Origin of the sequence: Algoriphagus ornithinivorans (genome assembly GCF_900115305.1) — a bacterium.
Taxonomy (GTDB): domain Bacteria; phylum Bacteroidota; class Bacteroidia; order Cytophagales; family Cyclobacteriaceae; genus Algoriphagus; species Algoriphagus ornithinivorans.
Window position 1 is genome coordinate 108,712 of sequence record NZ_FOVW01000004.1, and the last position, 17,240, is coordinate 125,951.

General features: G+C 41.9%; 18 protein-coding genes and 1 tRNA gene. 6 read left to right on the plus strand and 13 right to left on the minus strand.

The window, feature by feature from the left end; all coding sequences use genetic code 11:
• Positions 1-28: 28 nt before the first annotated feature.
• Entirely contained in the window at positions 29-538 is a 510-nt protein-coding gene (locus tag BM073_RS06780) for a hypothetical protein (RefSeq protein WP_139217457.1), read from the plus strand.
• Between the two features lie 673 nt (positions 539-1,211).
• Here BM073_RS06780 and rplS read toward each other — a convergent pair.
• The 4 genes from rplS to BM073_RS06805 are packed head-to-tail and all read right to left on the minus strand — an operon-like array spanning position 1,212 to position 3,454.
• On the minus strand, positions 1,212-1,577 hold the full coding sequence (rplS, locus tag BM073_RS06790) for a 50S ribosomal protein L19 (RefSeq protein ID WP_091652338.1): 366 nt from the start codon (positions 1,575-1,577) through the stop codon (positions 1,212-1,214).
• A 51-nt stretch (positions 1,578-1,628) separates the two neighbouring features.
• Positions 1,629-2,345: a tRNA (guanosine(37)-N1)-methyltransferase TrmD gene (gene trmD, locus BM073_RS06795; RefSeq protein ID WP_091652340.1), complete on the minus strand. Its 717-nt coding sequence runs from the start codon at positions 2,343-2,345 to the stop codon at positions 1,629-1,631.
• A gap of 3 nt (positions 2,346-2,348) precedes the next feature.
• Positions 2,349-2,879 (minus strand): ribosome maturation factor RimM, encoded by a 531-nt coding sequence (gene rimM / locus BM073_RS06800; RefSeq protein ID WP_091652343.1) that lies wholly within the window; start codon positions 2,877-2,879, stop codon positions 2,349-2,351.
• 14 nt (positions 2,880-2,893) lie between these two features.
• Positions 2,894-3,454: a 30S ribosomal protein S16 gene (locus tag BM073_RS06805; RefSeq protein WP_091652347.1), complete on the minus strand. Its 561-nt coding sequence runs from the start codon at positions 3,452-3,454 to the stop codon at positions 2,894-2,896.
• 161 nt (positions 3,455-3,615) lie between these two features.
• Between BM073_RS06805 and BM073_RS06810 the strand changes: the two genes are divergently transcribed.
• A tRNA-Arg gene (locus tag BM073_RS06810) sits at positions 3,616-3,687 on the plus strand.
• Positions 3,688-3,743: 56 nt separating this feature from the next.
• Here the strand turns inward: BM073_RS06810 and BM073_RS06815 are convergent.
• The 4 genes from BM073_RS06815 to BM073_RS06830 form a co-directional block, all read right to left on the minus strand.
• Positions 3,744-5,087, minus strand: coding sequence for a hypothetical protein (locus BM073_RS06815; RefSeq protein WP_091652350.1), 1,344 nt, complete (start codon positions 5,085-5,087; stop codon positions 3,744-3,746).
• A gap of 96 nt (positions 5,088-5,183) precedes the next feature.
• Positions 5,184-6,254, minus strand: coding sequence for a dipeptidase (locus tag BM073_RS06820; protein WP_091652352.1), 1,071 nt, complete (start codon positions 6,252-6,254; stop codon positions 5,184-5,186).
• A gap of 2 nt (positions 6,255-6,256) precedes the next feature.
• Positions 6,257-6,967: an SAM-dependent methyltransferase gene (locus tag BM073_RS06825; RefSeq protein ID WP_091652355.1), complete on the minus strand. Its 711-nt coding sequence runs from the start codon at positions 6,965-6,967 to the stop codon at positions 6,257-6,259.
• A 287-nt stretch (positions 6,968-7,254) separates the two neighbouring features.
• Positions 7,255-7,611, minus strand: a complete 357-nt coding sequence (locus tag BM073_RS06830; protein ID WP_091652358.1) for a hypothetical protein — start codon at positions 7,609-7,611, stop codon at positions 7,255-7,257.
• A gap of 574 nt (positions 7,612-8,185) precedes the next feature.
• Between BM073_RS06830 and BM073_RS06835 the strand changes: the two genes are divergently transcribed.
• Positions 8,186-9,520 carry an amidohydrolase family protein gene (locus BM073_RS06835; RefSeq protein WP_091652360.1) on the plus strand — a complete coding sequence of 445 codons (1,335 nt, stop codon included), beginning with the start codon at positions 8,186-8,188 and terminating at the stop codon, positions 9,518-9,520.
• A 56-nt stretch (positions 9,521-9,576) separates the two neighbouring features.
• Here BM073_RS06835 and BM073_RS06840 read toward each other — a convergent pair whose 3' ends face one another.
• Both BM073_RS06840 and BM073_RS06845 read right to left on the minus strand, forming a co-directional pair.
• A complete protein-coding gene (locus BM073_RS06840) occupies positions 9,577-10,335 on the minus strand; it encodes an alpha/beta fold hydrolase (RefSeq protein ID WP_091652363.1) in 759 nt (252 codons plus the stop codon).
• Between the two features lie 250 nt (positions 10,336-10,585).
• Complete coding sequence (locus BM073_RS06845) at positions 10,586-11,302, minus strand: pyridoxine 5'-phosphate synthase (RefSeq protein ID WP_091652366.1); 717 nt, start codon at positions 11,300-11,302, stop codon at positions 10,586-10,588.
• A 60-nt stretch (positions 11,303-11,362) separates the two neighbouring features.
• Between BM073_RS06845 and BM073_RS06850 the strand changes: the two genes are divergently transcribed.
• Genes BM073_RS06850 through BM073_RS06860 form a run of 3 tightly spaced genes read left to right on the plus strand, consistent with a single transcriptional unit; the run spans position 11,363 to position 12,939 of the window.
• A complete protein-coding gene (locus tag BM073_RS06850; protein ID WP_091652369.1) occupies positions 11,363-11,815 on the plus strand; it encodes a GatB/YqeY domain-containing protein in 453 nt (150 codons plus the stop codon).
• Position 11,816: 1 nt separating this feature from the next.
• Positions 11,817-12,374: a CvpA family protein gene (locus tag BM073_RS06855; RefSeq protein ID WP_175557861.1), complete on the plus strand. Its 558-nt coding sequence runs from the start codon at positions 11,817-11,819 to the stop codon at positions 12,372-12,374.
• Positions 12,355-12,939: an anthranilate synthase component II gene (locus BM073_RS06860; protein WP_091652375.1), complete on the plus strand. Its 585-nt coding sequence runs from the start codon at positions 12,355-12,357 to the stop codon at positions 12,937-12,939. Before BM073_RS06855 ends, BM073_RS06860 begins: the two co-directional genes overlap by 20 nt.
• Here BM073_RS06860 and BM073_RS06865 read toward each other — a convergent pair.
• The 3 genes from BM073_RS06865 to BM073_RS06875 are packed head-to-tail and all read right to left on the minus strand — an operon-like array spanning position 12,923 to position 17,196.
• Positions 12,923-13,576: an outer membrane lipoprotein periplasmic chaperone LolA1 gene (locus BM073_RS06865; RefSeq protein ID WP_091652377.1), complete on the minus strand. Its 654-nt coding sequence runs from the start codon at positions 13,574-13,576 to the stop codon at positions 12,923-12,925. The genes BM073_RS06860 and BM073_RS06865 overlap by 17 nt on opposite strands.
• A 32-nt stretch (positions 13,577-13,608) precedes the next feature.
• On the minus strand, positions 13,609-16,101 hold the full coding sequence (locus BM073_RS06870; RefSeq protein WP_091652380.1) for an FtsK/SpoIIIE family DNA translocase: 2,493 nt from the start codon (positions 16,099-16,101) through the stop codon (positions 13,609-13,611).
• A gap of 54 nt (positions 16,102-16,155) precedes the next feature.
• Positions 16,156-17,196, minus strand: a complete 1,041-nt coding sequence (locus BM073_RS06875; RefSeq protein ID WP_091652381.1) for a quinone-dependent dihydroorotate dehydrogenase — start codon at positions 17,194-17,196, stop codon at positions 16,156-16,158.
• Positions 17,197-17,240: the final 44 nt, after the last annotated feature.

The window sequence follows — 17,240 nt, forward strand, 5'->3', positions numbered from 1 at the left end:
CATGACATTTGGACAAACTGAAAACAGTATGGGGAAAAACAACCTTACCTATGATTACACCTTTTATCAAGGTCAATGGGCTGCGGGAGGAGAAATTTTGGCGCAGGGCGTCGTGTTGGGATATTCTAGGTATTTTACCCCTAGGCTATTTGGTGAATTCAGCTATGGACTGATGAATTTCAAAGGTCGGAATAGTTACTTTTATTTGGACGATGATGAGATGGATTTCATCAACATGAGAACCTTCACTATAGGGGCTGGATACGATTTATTTCAATCAAAACACTTTGTCTTTTCTACTGTACTTTCTTATTTGAGGCAATCTAATGAGCAATTACTTCTTGAATACGGCTCGCCTGATTCAGGAACTTATGTAAGAGAAACAGGAAGAGCTAAGGATGCAACATTGAGAATCCAGTTCAAACCAAGGATTTTTGTGGGAGAGCATTTTCAAATAATTCCCTCCTACTCTTATGGATTTGGTTTGGGAAAATATAAAAGCGATTGGCTAAGTCTGGGATTAGGCTATAGCTTTTAAAGAATAATAACCAGAAAAGCGGTATCTTAATCGGTGTCGCTTTTTTTGAACGGTAAATCTTGATCTGTATTCTTGCTTCAAAAATACAAGTTTACTCTTTCTCAATCACCTTTTTCAAATATCCCAAAACAAAAAATGCGATCATAGCGCCTACTCCTTGGAGTTATAAGATGAGCATTCTCAGAAATTTTTTATCTTCCTCACGTGTGAAATGGAAAAAGGAAAATTCAGCGGAAATCCTCCAGTCAGTCATCAGGTCCAAGTAGGAGAGGTAGAGTAGATGAAATAAATAGAAAGACAGATTAGAAGTACTGCCTATCGCTGAAAAATACTAATTACAACTGTCGCCAAATTTTTGACTGGATCAATTAATCTGGGAGAATTCATCATGAAAAAAGATTGACTAAATTTAAAATTTAACTCTCAGGTAATCAATGAAGTGTGTGTTAAAATTGGCTAATGTTTTGGTTCTGTAAATAGCGAAAGGATGGAAGCAAATATTGTAATGGGGAAAATAAGATTGATAATAGGGGAGTTGGGGAAAAATAAAGATTGCAAATCTTATTTAGCAGGGGAAGGTCTATCTAAACCTTCGAGGTTTTGATTACCACAAAGGTTGTGAAAAAAAAAGGAACCCATTGCTGAGTTCCTTTTTTATGATTTCCGGAGAAGCTTAGTGCTTCACCTGGATTTTTTCCTTGATACGAGCAGCTTTACCCTGACGTCCTCTCAAGTAGAACAATCTAGCTCTTCTTACTCTACCTTGTCTCAATAGATCGATTTGCTCGATAGATGGAGAAAGGATAGGGAAGATACGCTCTACACCGATACCGTTAGAGATTTTTCTTACTGTGAAAGTCTCACCATTGGTATTCGGGTTTTTACGCTGGATTACAGTTCCTTGGAACTGCTGGATTCTTTCCTTGTTACCTTCTTTGATACGTACGTGTACGTTGATGGTATCACCAGCTTTGAAAGAAGGGAATTTGGCTCTCGCCTCGCTGTATTCCGCTTCTACAATTTTCATTAGTTCGCTCATAGCTTCTATATTTTATGCTTTCGCTGTTTGGCCAACGCGTGGCTTATTCAATTACTTTTTGTTCGATTTCAAATCGCTTTCCCCTAATCCGGACTTGGCCCAAAGGTCAGGTCTTCGCTCACGGGTTCGGCGAACCGACGCTTCAAATCTCCATTCATTTATTTTGGCTTCATGCCCAGAAAGTAAAACTTCCGGCACTTCCATCCCTTGCCATTCAGCAGGTCTGGTATAGACTGGTGGGGCTAACAGATTGTCCTGAAAGGAATCTGTCAAAGCAGAAGTCTCATCGTTTAAAACGCCCGGTAGGAGTCTGATCACTGCATCCGCCACTACAGCTGCTGCCAATTCACCTCCTGAAAGGACGAAATCTCCGATACTGATTTCCTGAGTGATAAACCGCTCTCGAATTCGCTCATCCACACCTTTGTAGTGACCACAAAGGATCAGTAGATTTTGCTTCATTGATAGCGTATTTGCCATGGGCTGATCAAAAGTCTTGCCGTCAGGAGTCATATAGATGATTTCATCATATGTTCTCTCTTTTTGCAAAGCTTCAATGCAGTTGGCGATGGGTTCAATCATCATGACCATTCCCGCGCCGCCTCCAAAAGCATAATCGTCTACCTGCTTTTGCTTGCCAGTGGCATAATCCCGCAAATTGTGCACTCGAATTGTGGCTAGTCCTTTTTCCTCAGCTCTTTTTAAAATAGAGTGAGAGAAAGGCCCTTCCAATAATCCGGGAACAACGCTGATGATGTCAATGTGCATGCCTCAGTCTTCCAAATAAATGTCAAGTAAACCTTCGGGTAATCGGCAGTAAACTTTTTTAGCTGCCTTGTCCACCTTTTGAATGATGCCATCCTGAATTGGGATGAGCACTTCTTTGTTTTGGTGTTTTACTCCGAGGAGATCTTGGGTTTCCAGATCGTAGATGATTTCCACCGGACCGAGAAGTCCCTTGGTTTCATCCTCTACCTCAAACCCTATTAATTCATGGTAGTAATATTGGTCGTCTGTGAGTTCGGGAAGTTCGCTAAGCGGAAGGTAAACTTCCGACCCTACCAAATGCTCCACCTGCTCTACCCGATCCAGCTCCTCAAATTTTGCCAAGGCTTTATTTCCTGGCTGTAAGACAAAGTGTTCCAAAAAGAATGGAACCAATCTGCCTTTTTGTTCGAGGAAAAGGTGCTCCAGATCTTCATAATCCTCCGGATAATCCACATCCAGCACCACAACTATTTCACCACGAAGTCCATGAACCTTGGCTACATAGCCTAATTGAAAGCATTGCTCCTTGTTCATGGGGAGATTCTTTATTAAGCTTCTGTTGCTTCGTCGCCTTCTGCGGAAGCTTCAGGAGCTGCTTCTTCGCTAGCTTCTTCAGCAGGAGCCTCAGCAGCGGCTGCAGCAGCTTTTGCTTCGTCTTCTCTAGCTTTGATAGCATCCAAACGAGCTTGGTTCTTAGCAGCTTCAGCTTCCAAAGCTTTCTTACGAGCTTCTTCTTTAGCCTTGCCGATAGAATCAACCTTGCCTGCGATTTTCGCGTCTTTTTCGTTCAACCAAGCTTCGAACTTCGCATCTGCTTGTTCTTGAGTGATTGCTCCTTTGATTACACCGATTTGAAGGTGTTTTTTCAGCATGACACCTCTGTAAGAAAGCATAGCTTTTACAGTGTCAGTTGGCTGAGCTCCGTTCAACAACCACTGTAGAGCACGCTCATTGTTGATGTTGATGGAAGCAGGGTTAGTGTTCGGATTGTAAGTACCGATTTTCTCGATGAAGCGTCCATCACGTGGAGCTCTTGCATCTGCGATAACCACGTCATAGATAGCCATTTTCTTTCTACCTCTACGTGCTAATCTGATTTTAACTGCCATAATTTAAATTGTGTTTGTTTAGTGGATGGAACCCGTCCATCCTAAATTTGGAGTGCAAAGATAGGGTAATTCCCTGTAATGCCATAAGTTGGGTCGAAATAATTTGTCAAAAAGTAGGGTTTTATTTTAACTTGCGTGACTTGAATTTAGATTCAAGGCATGGCCCTGTAGTTCAACGGATAGAACAAGCGTTTCCTAAACGCTAGATCTAGGTTCGATTCCTAGCAGGGCTACAAAAAAACCTCAGAAAATATCTTCTGAGGTTTTTTTATGGTTTTTGAATATTGATTTATTGCAATCGCGCTTGAATCTCTTCAATCAATCCTTGGTATTTAATCATAATTCTTGACCAATCTCTAAATAGCTCATCATCCTTAACGGTAACCACCTCTTTTACTCTGCTTGGATCATTAAGATCTGCCGCTTGACTGACTAATTTGACAGCATAGGCTAATTGGTCGGAGTTGCCTCCAGAACTCACAATAACTCTGGTTCTGATGACAGATGAATTGAAATTCTCTACCTGCCAAGAAGTGGTCAGATATCCTGTGTTAAAATCCACAGTTTCTAAAATATCAAAATATCGGGTGACAATGGAGGATAATATTCTCCAAGCTTCTTCGGCGCTGTAGGCTTTATTCACAGGTACAGTGATTCTGACATTTGCCAAATCTGAAGAAACCGAATTGTCGTAGGCTTGATCTCGAGCCATTTCAATAGCATCTGCTACAGGTGGTGTATTTCTATCTGTTTGATTGCAATAATCTTTGTAATATTTCACAAAACCATCTTTGGATACAATAACAGAAATACAACGACCTTTAGGTACTTTCAATTCGTAGGAACCTACACCTACACGCTGTCCCAATACCTCAATCGCTGCATCTGTAGGAATGGTGGTGATTTTCACCAATCTTTCATCCAAAACAGCAGATTCTCTCAAAGGAGGTTCAGGGTCGATTCCAGGTTTGTTGCAATAAACTTTGGTGTATTCTACAAAGCCTTCTTTATTGACTTTTACAGTAACACAATCACCAGCCGGAACGATGATGTCTTGATTTCCTTTGCCCATAGGCATTCCGTTGAGGCTTACTTGCCCGTCTGCTGGCTGTACTTCCAGGCGAACCTGTCTGTTTTTTAATTCGAAAAATTCTCGAACCGGAGGAGTCTCTCGCTCTGGTGAATTGTAATAGGTTTTGGTAACCGAGGCAAAACCCGGCTTTTTAATTTCCAAAGTAGCAGAGCGATCTTTGGGGATGGTCATGTAAATAGCTTTTGACCCGATTTTTCTACCATCTACAAATATCTCCGCATCAAAAGGCTCCACTGAGATATCTATTCTTCGGGTATCTAAAACAACATCTTGCGATTTATCCCATTTCAGGTCTTTATTGTACTCTTTGATGACTGGCTGATAGCCTGGTTTGGTAATTTTTATCCGATTCTTGGAGTTTTTTTCAAGCTTATACTCTATTGATCCCGTTCCCAACTCCTGCTTTTCGGAGTCATCGTAATCATTTAATAAGATAAACTTAGCATCAGAATGATTTGCTCTTATTTGAAGCTTTTGGCCTTGAGAAGAAAAAACAATAAAACCACAAATCAGAAAACTTAGTAGAAATTTAAAATTCATAGAAATTGAAAGGTTGGCGTTTAACTACTGCAAATAATTCAATTTGAATTATTTATGCAACCAATCAAAGGGTAGATTTATACAATTTCAGATCAATTATCCCCAATTTTTCTTCAAAAAGTTCAACCAATTGCCGTGAATGACTTTTTCTATGTCATTTTTCTCGAAACCCTTGTTCTTCAGTAGGTCTGGGATCTTGCTGAGATCAGCAATGCTTTCCAAATCCCAAGGGCATTGCTCTTTGCCAAATCCTCCATCCAGATCAGAACCTATTCCTATGTGGTCAGCATTTCCGGCAAGTTGACAGATATGGTCCAAATGATCCAAAACTGTAGTAATTCTCACGTCCCGCTCAACTGGCGTAGATTTTCCCCTTTCCCAGTTGGGACTAAGCATCCAGGCATCAAATGCTCCTCCTATCACAGCTCCCCGCTCTATCAAGGCCTGGATCATATCATCTGAAAACTGGCGGTTATGATCCACCAAGGCCCGGCAATTGTTGTGGCTGGCCCAGACAGGTCCCTTAAATATTTTCAAGGCATCCCAAAATGCTTCGTCACATAAATGCGTGGCATCTAAGATCATCCCCAGCTCATCCATTTTTCGAAGTAATTCTTTCCCTTGAGAATTGAGTGGGGCAGAAGCATCAGTTCCATATGCATAGCGTCCGGGGCCGTAATGAGCTGGCCCGATTGCACGCAATCCATAATCGTAGGCTTTTTCCAAATAATCCAAGTTCACTAAGGAGTCTGCACCTTCCAGAGAAAGTATAAAGCCTATTGGGTGCTTGCTTTTATCTGTTGCAGCATTCCAGCTCGCCAAGTGAGCCTCTAATTCTTTCCAATTTTTGATTTGGGACATTTCACCTTGGTCAACCATCGCTTGGTACCATGCAAATTGTCCCTGTGTATGAGCCCAAGCCTGCTCTGGGGAATGCCAACCAGGCAAGGGATTTTCTGGAGCGACATAGCGGGCAATTTGGGTTGCTACGACCAAACCTATATTTCCTTTCCTCAACTCCGGAAGGGAGACAGTCGCACGGCCTCTGTCGGGTTTGTCATTCAGTCCTTTTTCTCTGGCGTTGATTTCTGAGATTGGTCGAGTCAAATCTCTGTTCCACTCCAAAGCATTCATGCTCAGGTCCAAATGTGCGTCAAGAATAAACATGGTTAAAAGCTTTGAAGGATGAATACAGTCGGGATCTTATGCAGTTCAATAGGGTTCTTTTTCCAGTCTGCAATGGTCTTGGTTTGGATCAGTTCATCAGCAGCAGTCAGATTTTTGGCAATGCACAATTTGGTTTGAGGAGAAAGGGCCGCCAATGCATCTTCCAGCAATTGATTGTTGCGGAAGGGTGTTTCCATAAAAATCTGGGCTCTTTGCTCTTTTGCTGACTCTGCTTCCAGTTTTCTCAGGGCCTGATTTCTTTCTTTTTTGTCTATGGGTAAGTATCCGTGAAAAGCGAATGACTGACCGGAAAAACCAGAGCCCATCAAGGCCAAAAACATGGAACTTGGCCCTGATAGTGGAACCACCTGAATTCCCCTGGTATGGGCATGAGCCACTGCCAAAGCTCCTGGGTCTGCGATTCCCGGACATCCAGCTTCAGAAATAATTCCAACATCGGCACCTTTGAAAAGGGGTTGCAGCAATCGGTTGATGCTCTCCGGCGCGGAATTTTTATCCAAGATTTCCATATGGACTTCCTCCAAGTTTACGCCCAATTTCAAACTGGAGATATAGCGACGGGCGGTTCTGAGATTTTCGACCAGAAAAACTTTGGTATGAGCGATCACCTCTTTCACTTGGGGAGTAATGACCGCATCTGCCGTATTTTCTGCGAGTACATTGGGGATCAAAAAAAGTTTTCCTTGGGGCATCTTGAATTTGATTTTAGACAACGAAGTTAAAATTTAAAAAGCAAAATCATTACCTTTTGATTGGATCAGACCAAATCAGATGCTTATGAATTTTAAAACCCAGCTCTTCCTTGTTTTTTTCCTGATTTCAGGCAATTTGTTTCCCCAAAACATAAAAGCCCTGGTCGGAGGCGCGCTGATCGACGGATTCGGAGGTACGCCGATTCGTTATTAGGTCATTATTGTAGTAGGTGAAAAAGAAAAAGGAAAGAAATAGAAGGGTTAAATTACTTTTCATAGGCAAAATGCTAATCAGAAGTTGAATAATTCGTAATAATTATTTTAGGAGCGTTAATCAACACATCTGCTGTGCAGTAAGCCGAATCCCGGTCTTTTTTTTGATCAAATAATCGATAATTGAAATAAATTATGCTGTCTTGTATAGGATTTCCGGGAAATAAAACAACATTTTCTATTTGTAAACTTGTTGATGAAATCGATCCTCCTTTAAGGTTTCCAGACTCTATCTGAATTACATTGACAAAATTACAAGATGGAAATTCTATAACCCTTCCCTTCACAATGTCTGGCAAGGAGTCGTTTTCACAAGCAAAAAAAATAAAGGACGTTAAAAACACTAGAATACTCTTAATCAGGGTTTTCATATCTTCCAAATTTATTTCTAAGACGTTCTTTTTAATGAGTTCGTTACAAGCCAGATATGAAAAAGAAAAAAAATTGAAAAAAAAAAGAACCCTGCCCAAGCTGTGTTTGAAGCATCGTTCCTCTGAAACAGTTCCCAGCTCAGGAAAAGACCAATTCCTAGTCAGTAGTAATTCGGCCAGAAGCTGGTTTGACTTTTAGGGCTTCTGAATATTCCAAGTTTACCGAAAGGCTTTAGTATGGAGTCGGAATCGTCCAATTGTTTACCGTTCAAGAATTCAGCAACATCCCATTGGAGGAGAACCTAATCAATTCCAAAAATCAACTCAAGGGGGATTTTGGGGCATTAAGCTGGGCTATCAGATTCTCTTGAAGTAAAAATCGAATGTATACAATTACCCAAAAGCTATTAGAAAATCGGACTGGTTTTTGAAAGTCTCGGGAGAGGCAAGATGATTGTATTAGAACTGACAGGTTTTAAAACTTGACAGGTGTTTTTACAATTTCTTGGCTAATGATGTTTACCTCAATTCATATAAGTTTTGTACCTTTTTGGTTCTTATTTCCACCGATCTTATGAAGTCCACCAAATTTCTTTCTCTCTTATTTCTCATCATTTCTTTTCATTCATCTGCCCAAAACCTAAAAGCCCTGGTCGGAGGCACCCTAATCGACGGTTTTGGGGGTACGCCCATCCGTAATTCGGTCATCATTGTCGAAGGCGAGCGGATCAAGGCTGTGGGGCAAGTGGGAAGTTTGGAGATTCCGGCAGGGGCCGAAATTATCTCAACTGAAGGAATGAGTGTTCTTCCCGGGCTTTGGGATATGCACGTTCACTTGATGATTAATGGGCACAGCGATTACGCACATTGGGACAGCACCTACATTGATCTTTTTGAGCCCGTTATTATGCCATCCTCCGCCCATCAGTTGCTGATGGCTGGAGTGACCAGCGCCAGGGATTTAGGTGCCCCTTTGGAAGCAAGTATTAATGTACGAGACCGAATCAATCGGGGTGAAATTCCAGGTCCCACTATCTACGTTTCGGGGCCATTTATCCAAAAGAAGCCTTATCCAGGAACTGAAGCATTTAGATGGGGAGTAAACGGGCCTGCGGATGCACGGGCAAAAGTGAAAAAATTGGCCGACGCCGGTGTGGATGTAATTAAGCTCATTGATCAGGATCAGATGACCTTGGAGGAAGCACAAGCCGTAGTTGATGAAGCCCACAAATATGGGCTTCCGGTGGTGGGGCATTCCCATAGACCGGATGAAATTCGAGTCGGGTTAAAGATAGGGGTGGACTGCTTCGAGCATACGGGGCTCAGTTCGGCTCCTGAATATCCGGAAGATATTATGCAGCTATTGAAGGAACGTGCTGCCAAGATGAATTTGGGACCCATTTTCTGGACCCCTACAGTAGAAGGCTTGTACAATTACGAGTATGTACGGGATAATCCCGAAAAACTGGATGATCCCTCTTGGCACTTGGGTTTGCCTGATTCGATTATCAGAGATATCCAGGCATCCTTACGCTATCCGGGGAGAATGTCCTATTTCCAGCTGACGCCTGTGAGGAAACCAACCTTGGAACGGAAATTTAATCAACTCCGAGAAAGCGGTGCGGTTCTTTTGATCGGGACAGATAGTGGCATCCCCATGAAGTTTCACAGCCAAAGCACCTGGAATGAGTTGGATGTCTGGGTAAATCACTTCGGCATGGATCCACTCCTAACAATCAAAGCTGCTACTTATTGGCCTGCTGTGGCGATGAAAGTGGACAAGGACTATGGCACAATCTCCGAAGGAAAATATGCCGACATCATCGCTGTCCGAGGGGATGTGCTTCGGTATATCAACCTGCTACAGGATGTGGATATGGTGATGAAGCATGGACGAAAGGTGAAGTGAAAGTCAGAAAGCTCAAATGAGAAAGCTGAAACAAAACTCAATCAAGACCTTGAAAGTTAATTCAAGAATCTTCTGACTTCCTGAATTACTGCTTCTGGTTTCTCGGCATGGAGCCAATGCCCTGCATCCTGTACAAATTCGATTTGATAGTTGGGGAAATGCTCCAGGATATCCGGTAGGTCTTCCTGCCGAATGTAGTTTGAATTGGATCCTCCCAGAAATAGGGTAGGGCCTTCGTATTTTCCATCGGAGTCCAACTCTTCTCCTACTTCTTCTATATTTTCAGTGATCACAGGAAGATTGATTTTCCAGACAAAACCTTCACTGTTTCTACCCAGACTTTTCAATAAAAATTGACGGATGCCTACTTCATCAATATACTTCGCCAACTGATCATCAGCCTCTTTTCTGGATTTGATTTGATCTAATTTGATAGAATTAAGCCCTTCTAAAATAGTTTGATGATGGACTTCATAATATCTGGGTGCAATATCGGCTACTATTAATCGATCCACCCGCTCAGGATACTCCACTGCAAAGTTCATGGCAGTTTTTCCTCCCATGGAATGACCCATGAGGTAGATTTTATCCAAGCCTTCCTCGTCTATTAGCTCCTTCAAATCTTCCACCATGACCCCGTAATTCCATTCCTCCGAATGCGGGGAATCTCCATGATTTCTTTGATCCACGAGATACAGTGTAAAGTCTTTCTCCAGTTCTTTGGCAATGGAAAACCAGTTGTCCGCAGAACCAAATAGCCCATGAAGAATTACCAAAGGTTTACCTGTGCCTGTTTTCTTAAAGTTTAATTTCATCTGTTTATAATTTGTTTTTCAGAGTTCAGATGGAATCTTCGCATTGGTTCTCCGATACATCTGGGCGTCTCTCTGGGTGTCACTTTGGGCCATGCTCGATTTCATCTATTTAAATTTTCAATGAGTATATTCACCTTTATCTAAAACTCATCAAGTAATGGAGATACTTTTTACTCTGAAAGTATACAACTAAAGCATGGGTCTTTTCAAAATTTTGGATTCTGAAATTTCAGCTTTCTACCTTGAGCTTTCAGACTTCTAGTCTTCTTCTATACATCTGAATCGTATTTTCCAGACCATAATACAAAGCATCGCAAACCAAGGCATGGCCTATGGAAACCTCATCCAAAAAAGGGATTTTGTGTTTCAAAAATGCCAAGTTGTGTAGGTCTAAATCATGTCCGGCATTCAGTCCCAAACCTAATTCCCTGGCAATTTTGGATACCTCAACATACGCAGCAACCGCTTTTTCACGGTCCTCATGGTAGTGGGCTGCATAGGGTTCTGTATACAATTCCACCCGGTCGGTTCCTGTTTCTTTGGCAGGTTTAAAATACTTGCTCTCAGGATTGATGAAGATGGATACTCTGCAACCTGATTCTTTCAATTCAGCTACGATATCTTTCAAAAAACTCTGATGGGTAATAGTGTCCCAACCGGTATTGGAGGTGATAGCCTCTGGCGGATCAGGCACCAGGGTAGCTTGTGCAGGTTTTACCCTTTTCACCAGCTCCATATAGCGCTTATCGGGATACCCCTCTATATTAAATTCAGTAGTTACAACCTCGGAAAGGTCTAAAACATCCTGAAATCGGATATGCCTTTCATCAGGTCTTGGGTGCACCGTGATTCCTTCAGCACCGAATCGTTCGCAGTCCAAGGCCACTTGTACTACATTGGGGTTATTAGCTCCCCGCGCATTTCTCAAAGTGGCTATTTTATTAATATTTACACTTAGTTTAGTCATAAACGAGTCAAAAAGGTATTTTTGTCCGGATAATAGTAGTATAACACAAACTTAGGACGAATGAGTTTAAAGCAGAAGATAGAAAGTGAAATAAAATCAGCGATGATTGCTAAAGATAAGGGAAGATTGACAGCCTTGCGAGCAATCAAGTCGATGATTTTATTGGAAGAAACCAAAGGCGGAGCTAAAGGAGAAATTTCTTCGGATGATGAATTGAAGCTTTTGACCAAAGCTGCCAAACAGAGAAAAGACTCTGCAGATATCTACGAACAACAAGGTAGATTTGATCTGCATGAGGTGGAAATGGCCGAGTTGAAGGTGATTCAAGAGTTTTTGCCTAAGGAATTGACTGATGAGGAACTGACTCAGGCAGTGAAAGAAATTATCTCACAAACTGGTGCATCCAGCCCGAAAGATATGGGAAAAGTGATGGGAGTGGCTAGCAAACAGCTAGCAGGAAAGGCAGATGGCAAGGCTATTGCTGATAAAGTAAAAGCATTGTTAAATAGCTAAATTGGAGAGCAACTCAATCATAGATATAGTCATTGTAGGCGTGCTGTTGCTAGGCGCCTACGAAGGATACAAACAAGGATTCCTGCTTGGGATCCTTGGCCTTTTTGGTTTTGTGATTGCAGTGATTTTAGGGTTCTATTTCATGGATCCATTAGCCGCTTGGCTGGGAGAAAATGTGGAATCAGTGAATATCTCCTATCCTGTCATAGGCTTTCTGATCATCTTTGTGATTAGTTTGCTACTTATCCGGATTGTCGGATGGGTTTTGAAAAAAGTCATGGATTTGACCATTTTAGGGACTTTTGATTCCTTTGCCGGAGTGCTCTTTGGGGTAGTGAAAGCGGGATTTTTTCTAAGTCTCTTTTTGTGGTTTACCAAAGAATTTGACTTTGATTTCCCCAAAAAATGGGAGAGAAACTCCGAAATGATCGGATACATTGAACCCTGGGCTCCTGGAGTAATAGATTCTGTTTCTCCATTTTTTCCAGAGGTAGAGTCCACTAAAAGCAGTTTTGATAAGTTGGTTGAGAAGGTGAAGGATGTTACTGCTGATAGATAATTTCGATTCATTCAGTCATATGCTGGCTGACTTGATTCGGCAAACAGGGGAGGAGCTTAAGGTAGTCAGAAATGATGTATCCCTTGCTGAATTAAAAAGCATTCAATTTGAAGGACTCATATTATCTCCAGGGCCTGGAATTCCTAAACAGGCGGGAAACTTAATGGCTATTCTGGAAGAGTATCATCAGCGAACACCTATTTTGGGTGTATGCCTTGGCCACCAGGCTGTAGGAGAGTTTTTTGGAGCTTCTTTGGTAAAAAACAGGAAACCCACTCATGGAAAAGTTTACACAGTGAATAAAGTTGGGCAGCCTGAATTGTTGGAAAACCTTCCGGAATCTTTTCAGGTCACCAGATATCATTCGCTACAGCTTCAACAATTGCCTCAAGAAATAATCCCTATCCTTGAAACGAACTCAGGAGAAATCATGGGGATTCAGCATTCCTTTTTGCCAATAGTAGGAGTTCAGTATCATCCGGAAGCTTTGCTCACTGAATATGGGCTGGAATTGATCTACTCCTGGCTAAAGTTGATTCCGGAGAGGATTACCTTAAATCAATAATTTCTATTCCCGGATATTTTTTTGGATCAAAAGCAAAATAGCTGGAAGGTAGATTGGTGTTTTGCTTGAGGTTTTTGAAAGTATAGGAAAACATTCCTCCTTGCCCATCAAACATTTCCCATCCAAGCAAATCTTTGGTGTTTTTGTCAATCATCAGTTTGACCCGCTCAAAAGGTGTATTGTTGGTGGTGGCTTTAAGCTCAACAACAGATACTGTTTTGCCTTGATATTGCTTGTCAGCCAAGAGCTTATAGTCAAAGCCTGACTGATACATTCTATAGATATTGGAAGGGGTCAATTCTCCTTCAGTCTGGGAGACATCATTGATAGTCACTTCTCTGTATCCGTCAGCTTGAATAAAAGTCCAGACAGTCTTGCCATCATTGTAGATTTCCTGCTCTGGAAGCTTTAGACGATATTGTTCGCCTTTCACGGCTACTTCACCGCTTTGCCTATCACTTGAGCCTGTATTATCCTGATAAGTAAAATCGAATTGAGCCGTAAAACCGTTCATGCTTTTGAACTTTTGGCTCATGGCATCCAATACGGTTTTGGCTTTGGGGTCTTTTTGGGCAAAGGTAGGGAGTTCTAAGGCCAGGCTCAGAACCAGGGTTAAAACTAGGGCTAATTTGTTCATGTGTATAATACCGATGGAAACTAAACCGGTACTTACAAGCTATTCAATAACTGTTCCAAACTAGCTTCATCTTGGATGAGTACTTCTCGGGCTTTGGATCCTTCAAAAGGCCCAACCACTCCAGCTGCCTCCAACTGATCTACAATTCTACCTGCACGGTTGTATCCCAATTTTAGTTTTCTCTGAATCAGGGAGGTACTTCCCTGTTGATGCATGACGATCAATCGAGCAGCATCGTCAAAAAGTGGGTCTCTGTCTGATAAATCTACCTCGCCTACTCCACTTTCACTTTCCTCTCCCTCAAATTCAGGCAAGAGATAGGCATCTGAATAGCCTTTTTGCTCTCCAATCCAGTCGCAAATCGCATCTACTTCAGGAGTATCCAAGAAAGCGCATTGCAATCGAATCATTTCAGACCCTTGCGAAAGCAGCATATCCCCCATGCCGATTAGCTGGTCAGCTCCACCAGCATCCAAAATGGTACGGGAGTCAATTTTGGAAGTCACCCGGAAAGAAAGTCTAGCTGGGAAGTTGGCTTTGATTATACCTGTGATCACATTAACAGAAGGTCTCTGAGTGGCCACCACCAAATGTATTCCGATCGCTCTGGCTAATTGTGCCAACCGAGCAATTGGTCCTTCGATTTCTTTACCGGCAGTCATCATCAAGTCGGCCAATTCATCAATAACCAATACGATATAAGGCATGAATCTATGTCCTTTCTCAGGATTCAGCTTCCTTGCTATGAATTTCGCATTGTATTCTTTGAGATTTCTCGCTCCGGCATCTTTCAAAAGATTGTAGCGATTATCCATTTCAATACAGAGTGAATTCAGTGTATAAATTACTTTTTTGGTGTCCGTGATGATCGCCTCTTCCGATCCTGGAAGCTTGGCTAAAAAGTGCCTTTCTATTTTATTAAAAAGGGTTAATTCCACTTTTTTGGGATCTACCAATACAAACTTCAGCTGAGATGGGTGCTTCTTGTAAATCAAGGAAGCCAAAATCATATTCAGACCCACAGACTTACCTTGTCCCGTAGCACCTGCCATCAATAAGTGAGGCATTTTGGCCAAATCCACGACGAATACCTCATTGGAGATGGTTTTTCCCAAAGCAATAGGAAGATCTTTGTCTGATCGCATGAATTTTTCGGTGCCCAATACAGCTCTTGCTGGCACTAATTCCCGGTTTTTGTTTGGAACTTCTATACCAATCGTTCCTTTTCCTGGGATTGGGGCGATAATACGAATACCTAGGGCAGCTAAACTAAGGGCAATATCATCTTCTAGGTTTTTGATCTTTGAAATTTTAACCCCCGGTTCCGGTACAATTTCATACAGCGTTACAGTAGGACCTATCGTAGCCTTGATTTCCTGAATCCCTATTTTGAAGTTCTCTAAGGTCTCTACGATTTTGTTTTTATTCTCTTCCAGTTCCTGCCGGGTAACGGTTACTTTTTGAAGATCATATTCATTCAACAAATCCAAGGTTGGGTATTTGTATCTCGGCAGATCCAGGGTCGGATCGTAGGGGTCTAGGTTTTCTACTTCTTCCGCAGTCTTTTCTTCATGAACAGGCTTAGTAACAGAGAACTGCTTCTCCTCCGCCACTACTTCTGATTTCTTTTCCTTGATTTCGTCCAGCAGGTTTACCTGAGGTACATTGAAAAGGTCATCCTCTTCTTCAGTTTTTTCGGTGGAAAGCTCAATAGGTCCTTCATTTCCTTTGACAGTCCAGCTTGACCCATCATCTTCGATTTCTTCCTCATCATCCAGAGCAAATGGATCTTCATTTTTCGAACTCGGCTTGATAGCCAAATCATCAGAGCCTTCAGATTCATCTTCCTCATAGGGAATATCATCTCCGGTATTTTTGAGGCTAAACCAATCCAGTTTATCAATGTCAAAAAAGAAAATCACGAAAATCAGCAGTGCCCCGCCAATTAGAATAAAAGTGCCCCATCCCAAGAAATCAGAGGAAAGCTTGGCCAATTCGTAACCAAAACCTCCAGACAAGAAACTCCAATAAGAGTATCCCTGCACTAAAATTACGATATATCCGGTCAATAAGCCCAACCAGAAAGTAAAGAATAAAGCAAAGCTGGTATAGCGGGTCAATGAGATAATGGAAAGCTTAAAAGTCCATCTAAAACCCAAAATGAATAGAAAGGGCGGAAAAAGAAAGGCTGCGACGCCAAACCATCTATAAATCATCCAATGGCCTGCCTGAGCACCTAAAAATCCCAACCAGTTTTGAGATTCTCTGGCAGATTCCCTGATGGCCTCAGAATCATTGTTCATGACCACACTTTGGTCTGCAGGCCCATTCAGCAGGTAACTGATGAAAGCTATAAACAAAAATATACCTGCAGACATCAAGATGATGCCTAAGGTTAAAACAAACTTGGAGTTTTTGAAGCCTCCCAAAGAGATTTTGGGTCCTTTACTTTTAGTAGAGGCTGCTTTTTTTGCGTTTTCTCCTTTTTTTCGAAAAGTATTGGTCCTGGGTGAATTGGTGGCCATGTATTAGATTCAAATCCGATTTTAAGATAAGGCTTCCTAAGGAAGTTTGGCAAATTACCTCGAAAAATAAGCCAATAATCCTTTTTTGATACGTTTGATCAGGCTAGGTCCCTCATAAATCATGCCTGAGTAGACTTGGACTAAGCTAGCTCCGGCCTGTAATTTTTCAATAGCATCTTCTGCGGAATAAATTCCTCCAACTCCAATGATAGGAAAAGCGCCGATGGATTTCTGATTGAGGTATCGGATTACTTCGGTACTTCTGTTTTTCAGAACTTTTCCGCTTACCCCTCCTGCGCCAATTGCTTCTACCTGATTCTTGTCCGTCTTCAAAGCACTGCGATCAATAGTGGTATTGGTGGCGATGACTCCGTCTATTTCTGTTTCCAGCACAATTTCTATGATGTCGTCCAATTGTCCATCTGTCAAATCCGGGGCAATTTTGAGAAGGATGGGCTTTGGCTTTTCTTTTTTATCATTCGCAGATTTGACTGCCGAAAGCAAAGCTTTTAAAGGCTCTTTTTCCTGTAAATCCCGAAGGTTTGGAGTGTTGGGTGAACTGACATTGACCACAAAATAATCCACATAGGGATGCAATGCTTCGAGGCAATACAAGTAATCATCCACTGCGTTTTCATTAGGAGTTATCTTGTTTTTGCCAATATTCCCACCGACTATGACATCGGATTTTCTTTTTTTCAATCGCTCCACAGCTTCCAGCACCCCGCCGTTATTAAAGCCCATTCTGTTGATAAGTGCTTCATCCTGAGGAAGCCGAAACAATCGGGGTTGAGGGTTTCCTTCCTGAGGCTTTGGGGTCAATGTTCCAATCTCAATAAAACCAAAACCCAACATGGCCATCTCATCAATCAGCTTGGCATCTTTATCAAATCCGGCTGCCAATCCCACGGGATTTTTGAATTTCAAACCAAAAACCTCCCTTTCCAATAAAGGATTATCCAATCTGAAATTAGCTTTCAAAGCGGATTGAACTACTGGAAGATTAAAAGTCAGCTTGGTGAGGTCAAATGTGAGATGGTGTGCAGCTTCCGGTTTCTTTAGGAAGAGTAGCGGCTTTAGTAGAGATTTGTACACGGAGCAGGATTTTGAACTTTTGCAAAGGTAATATTCCCATTCAG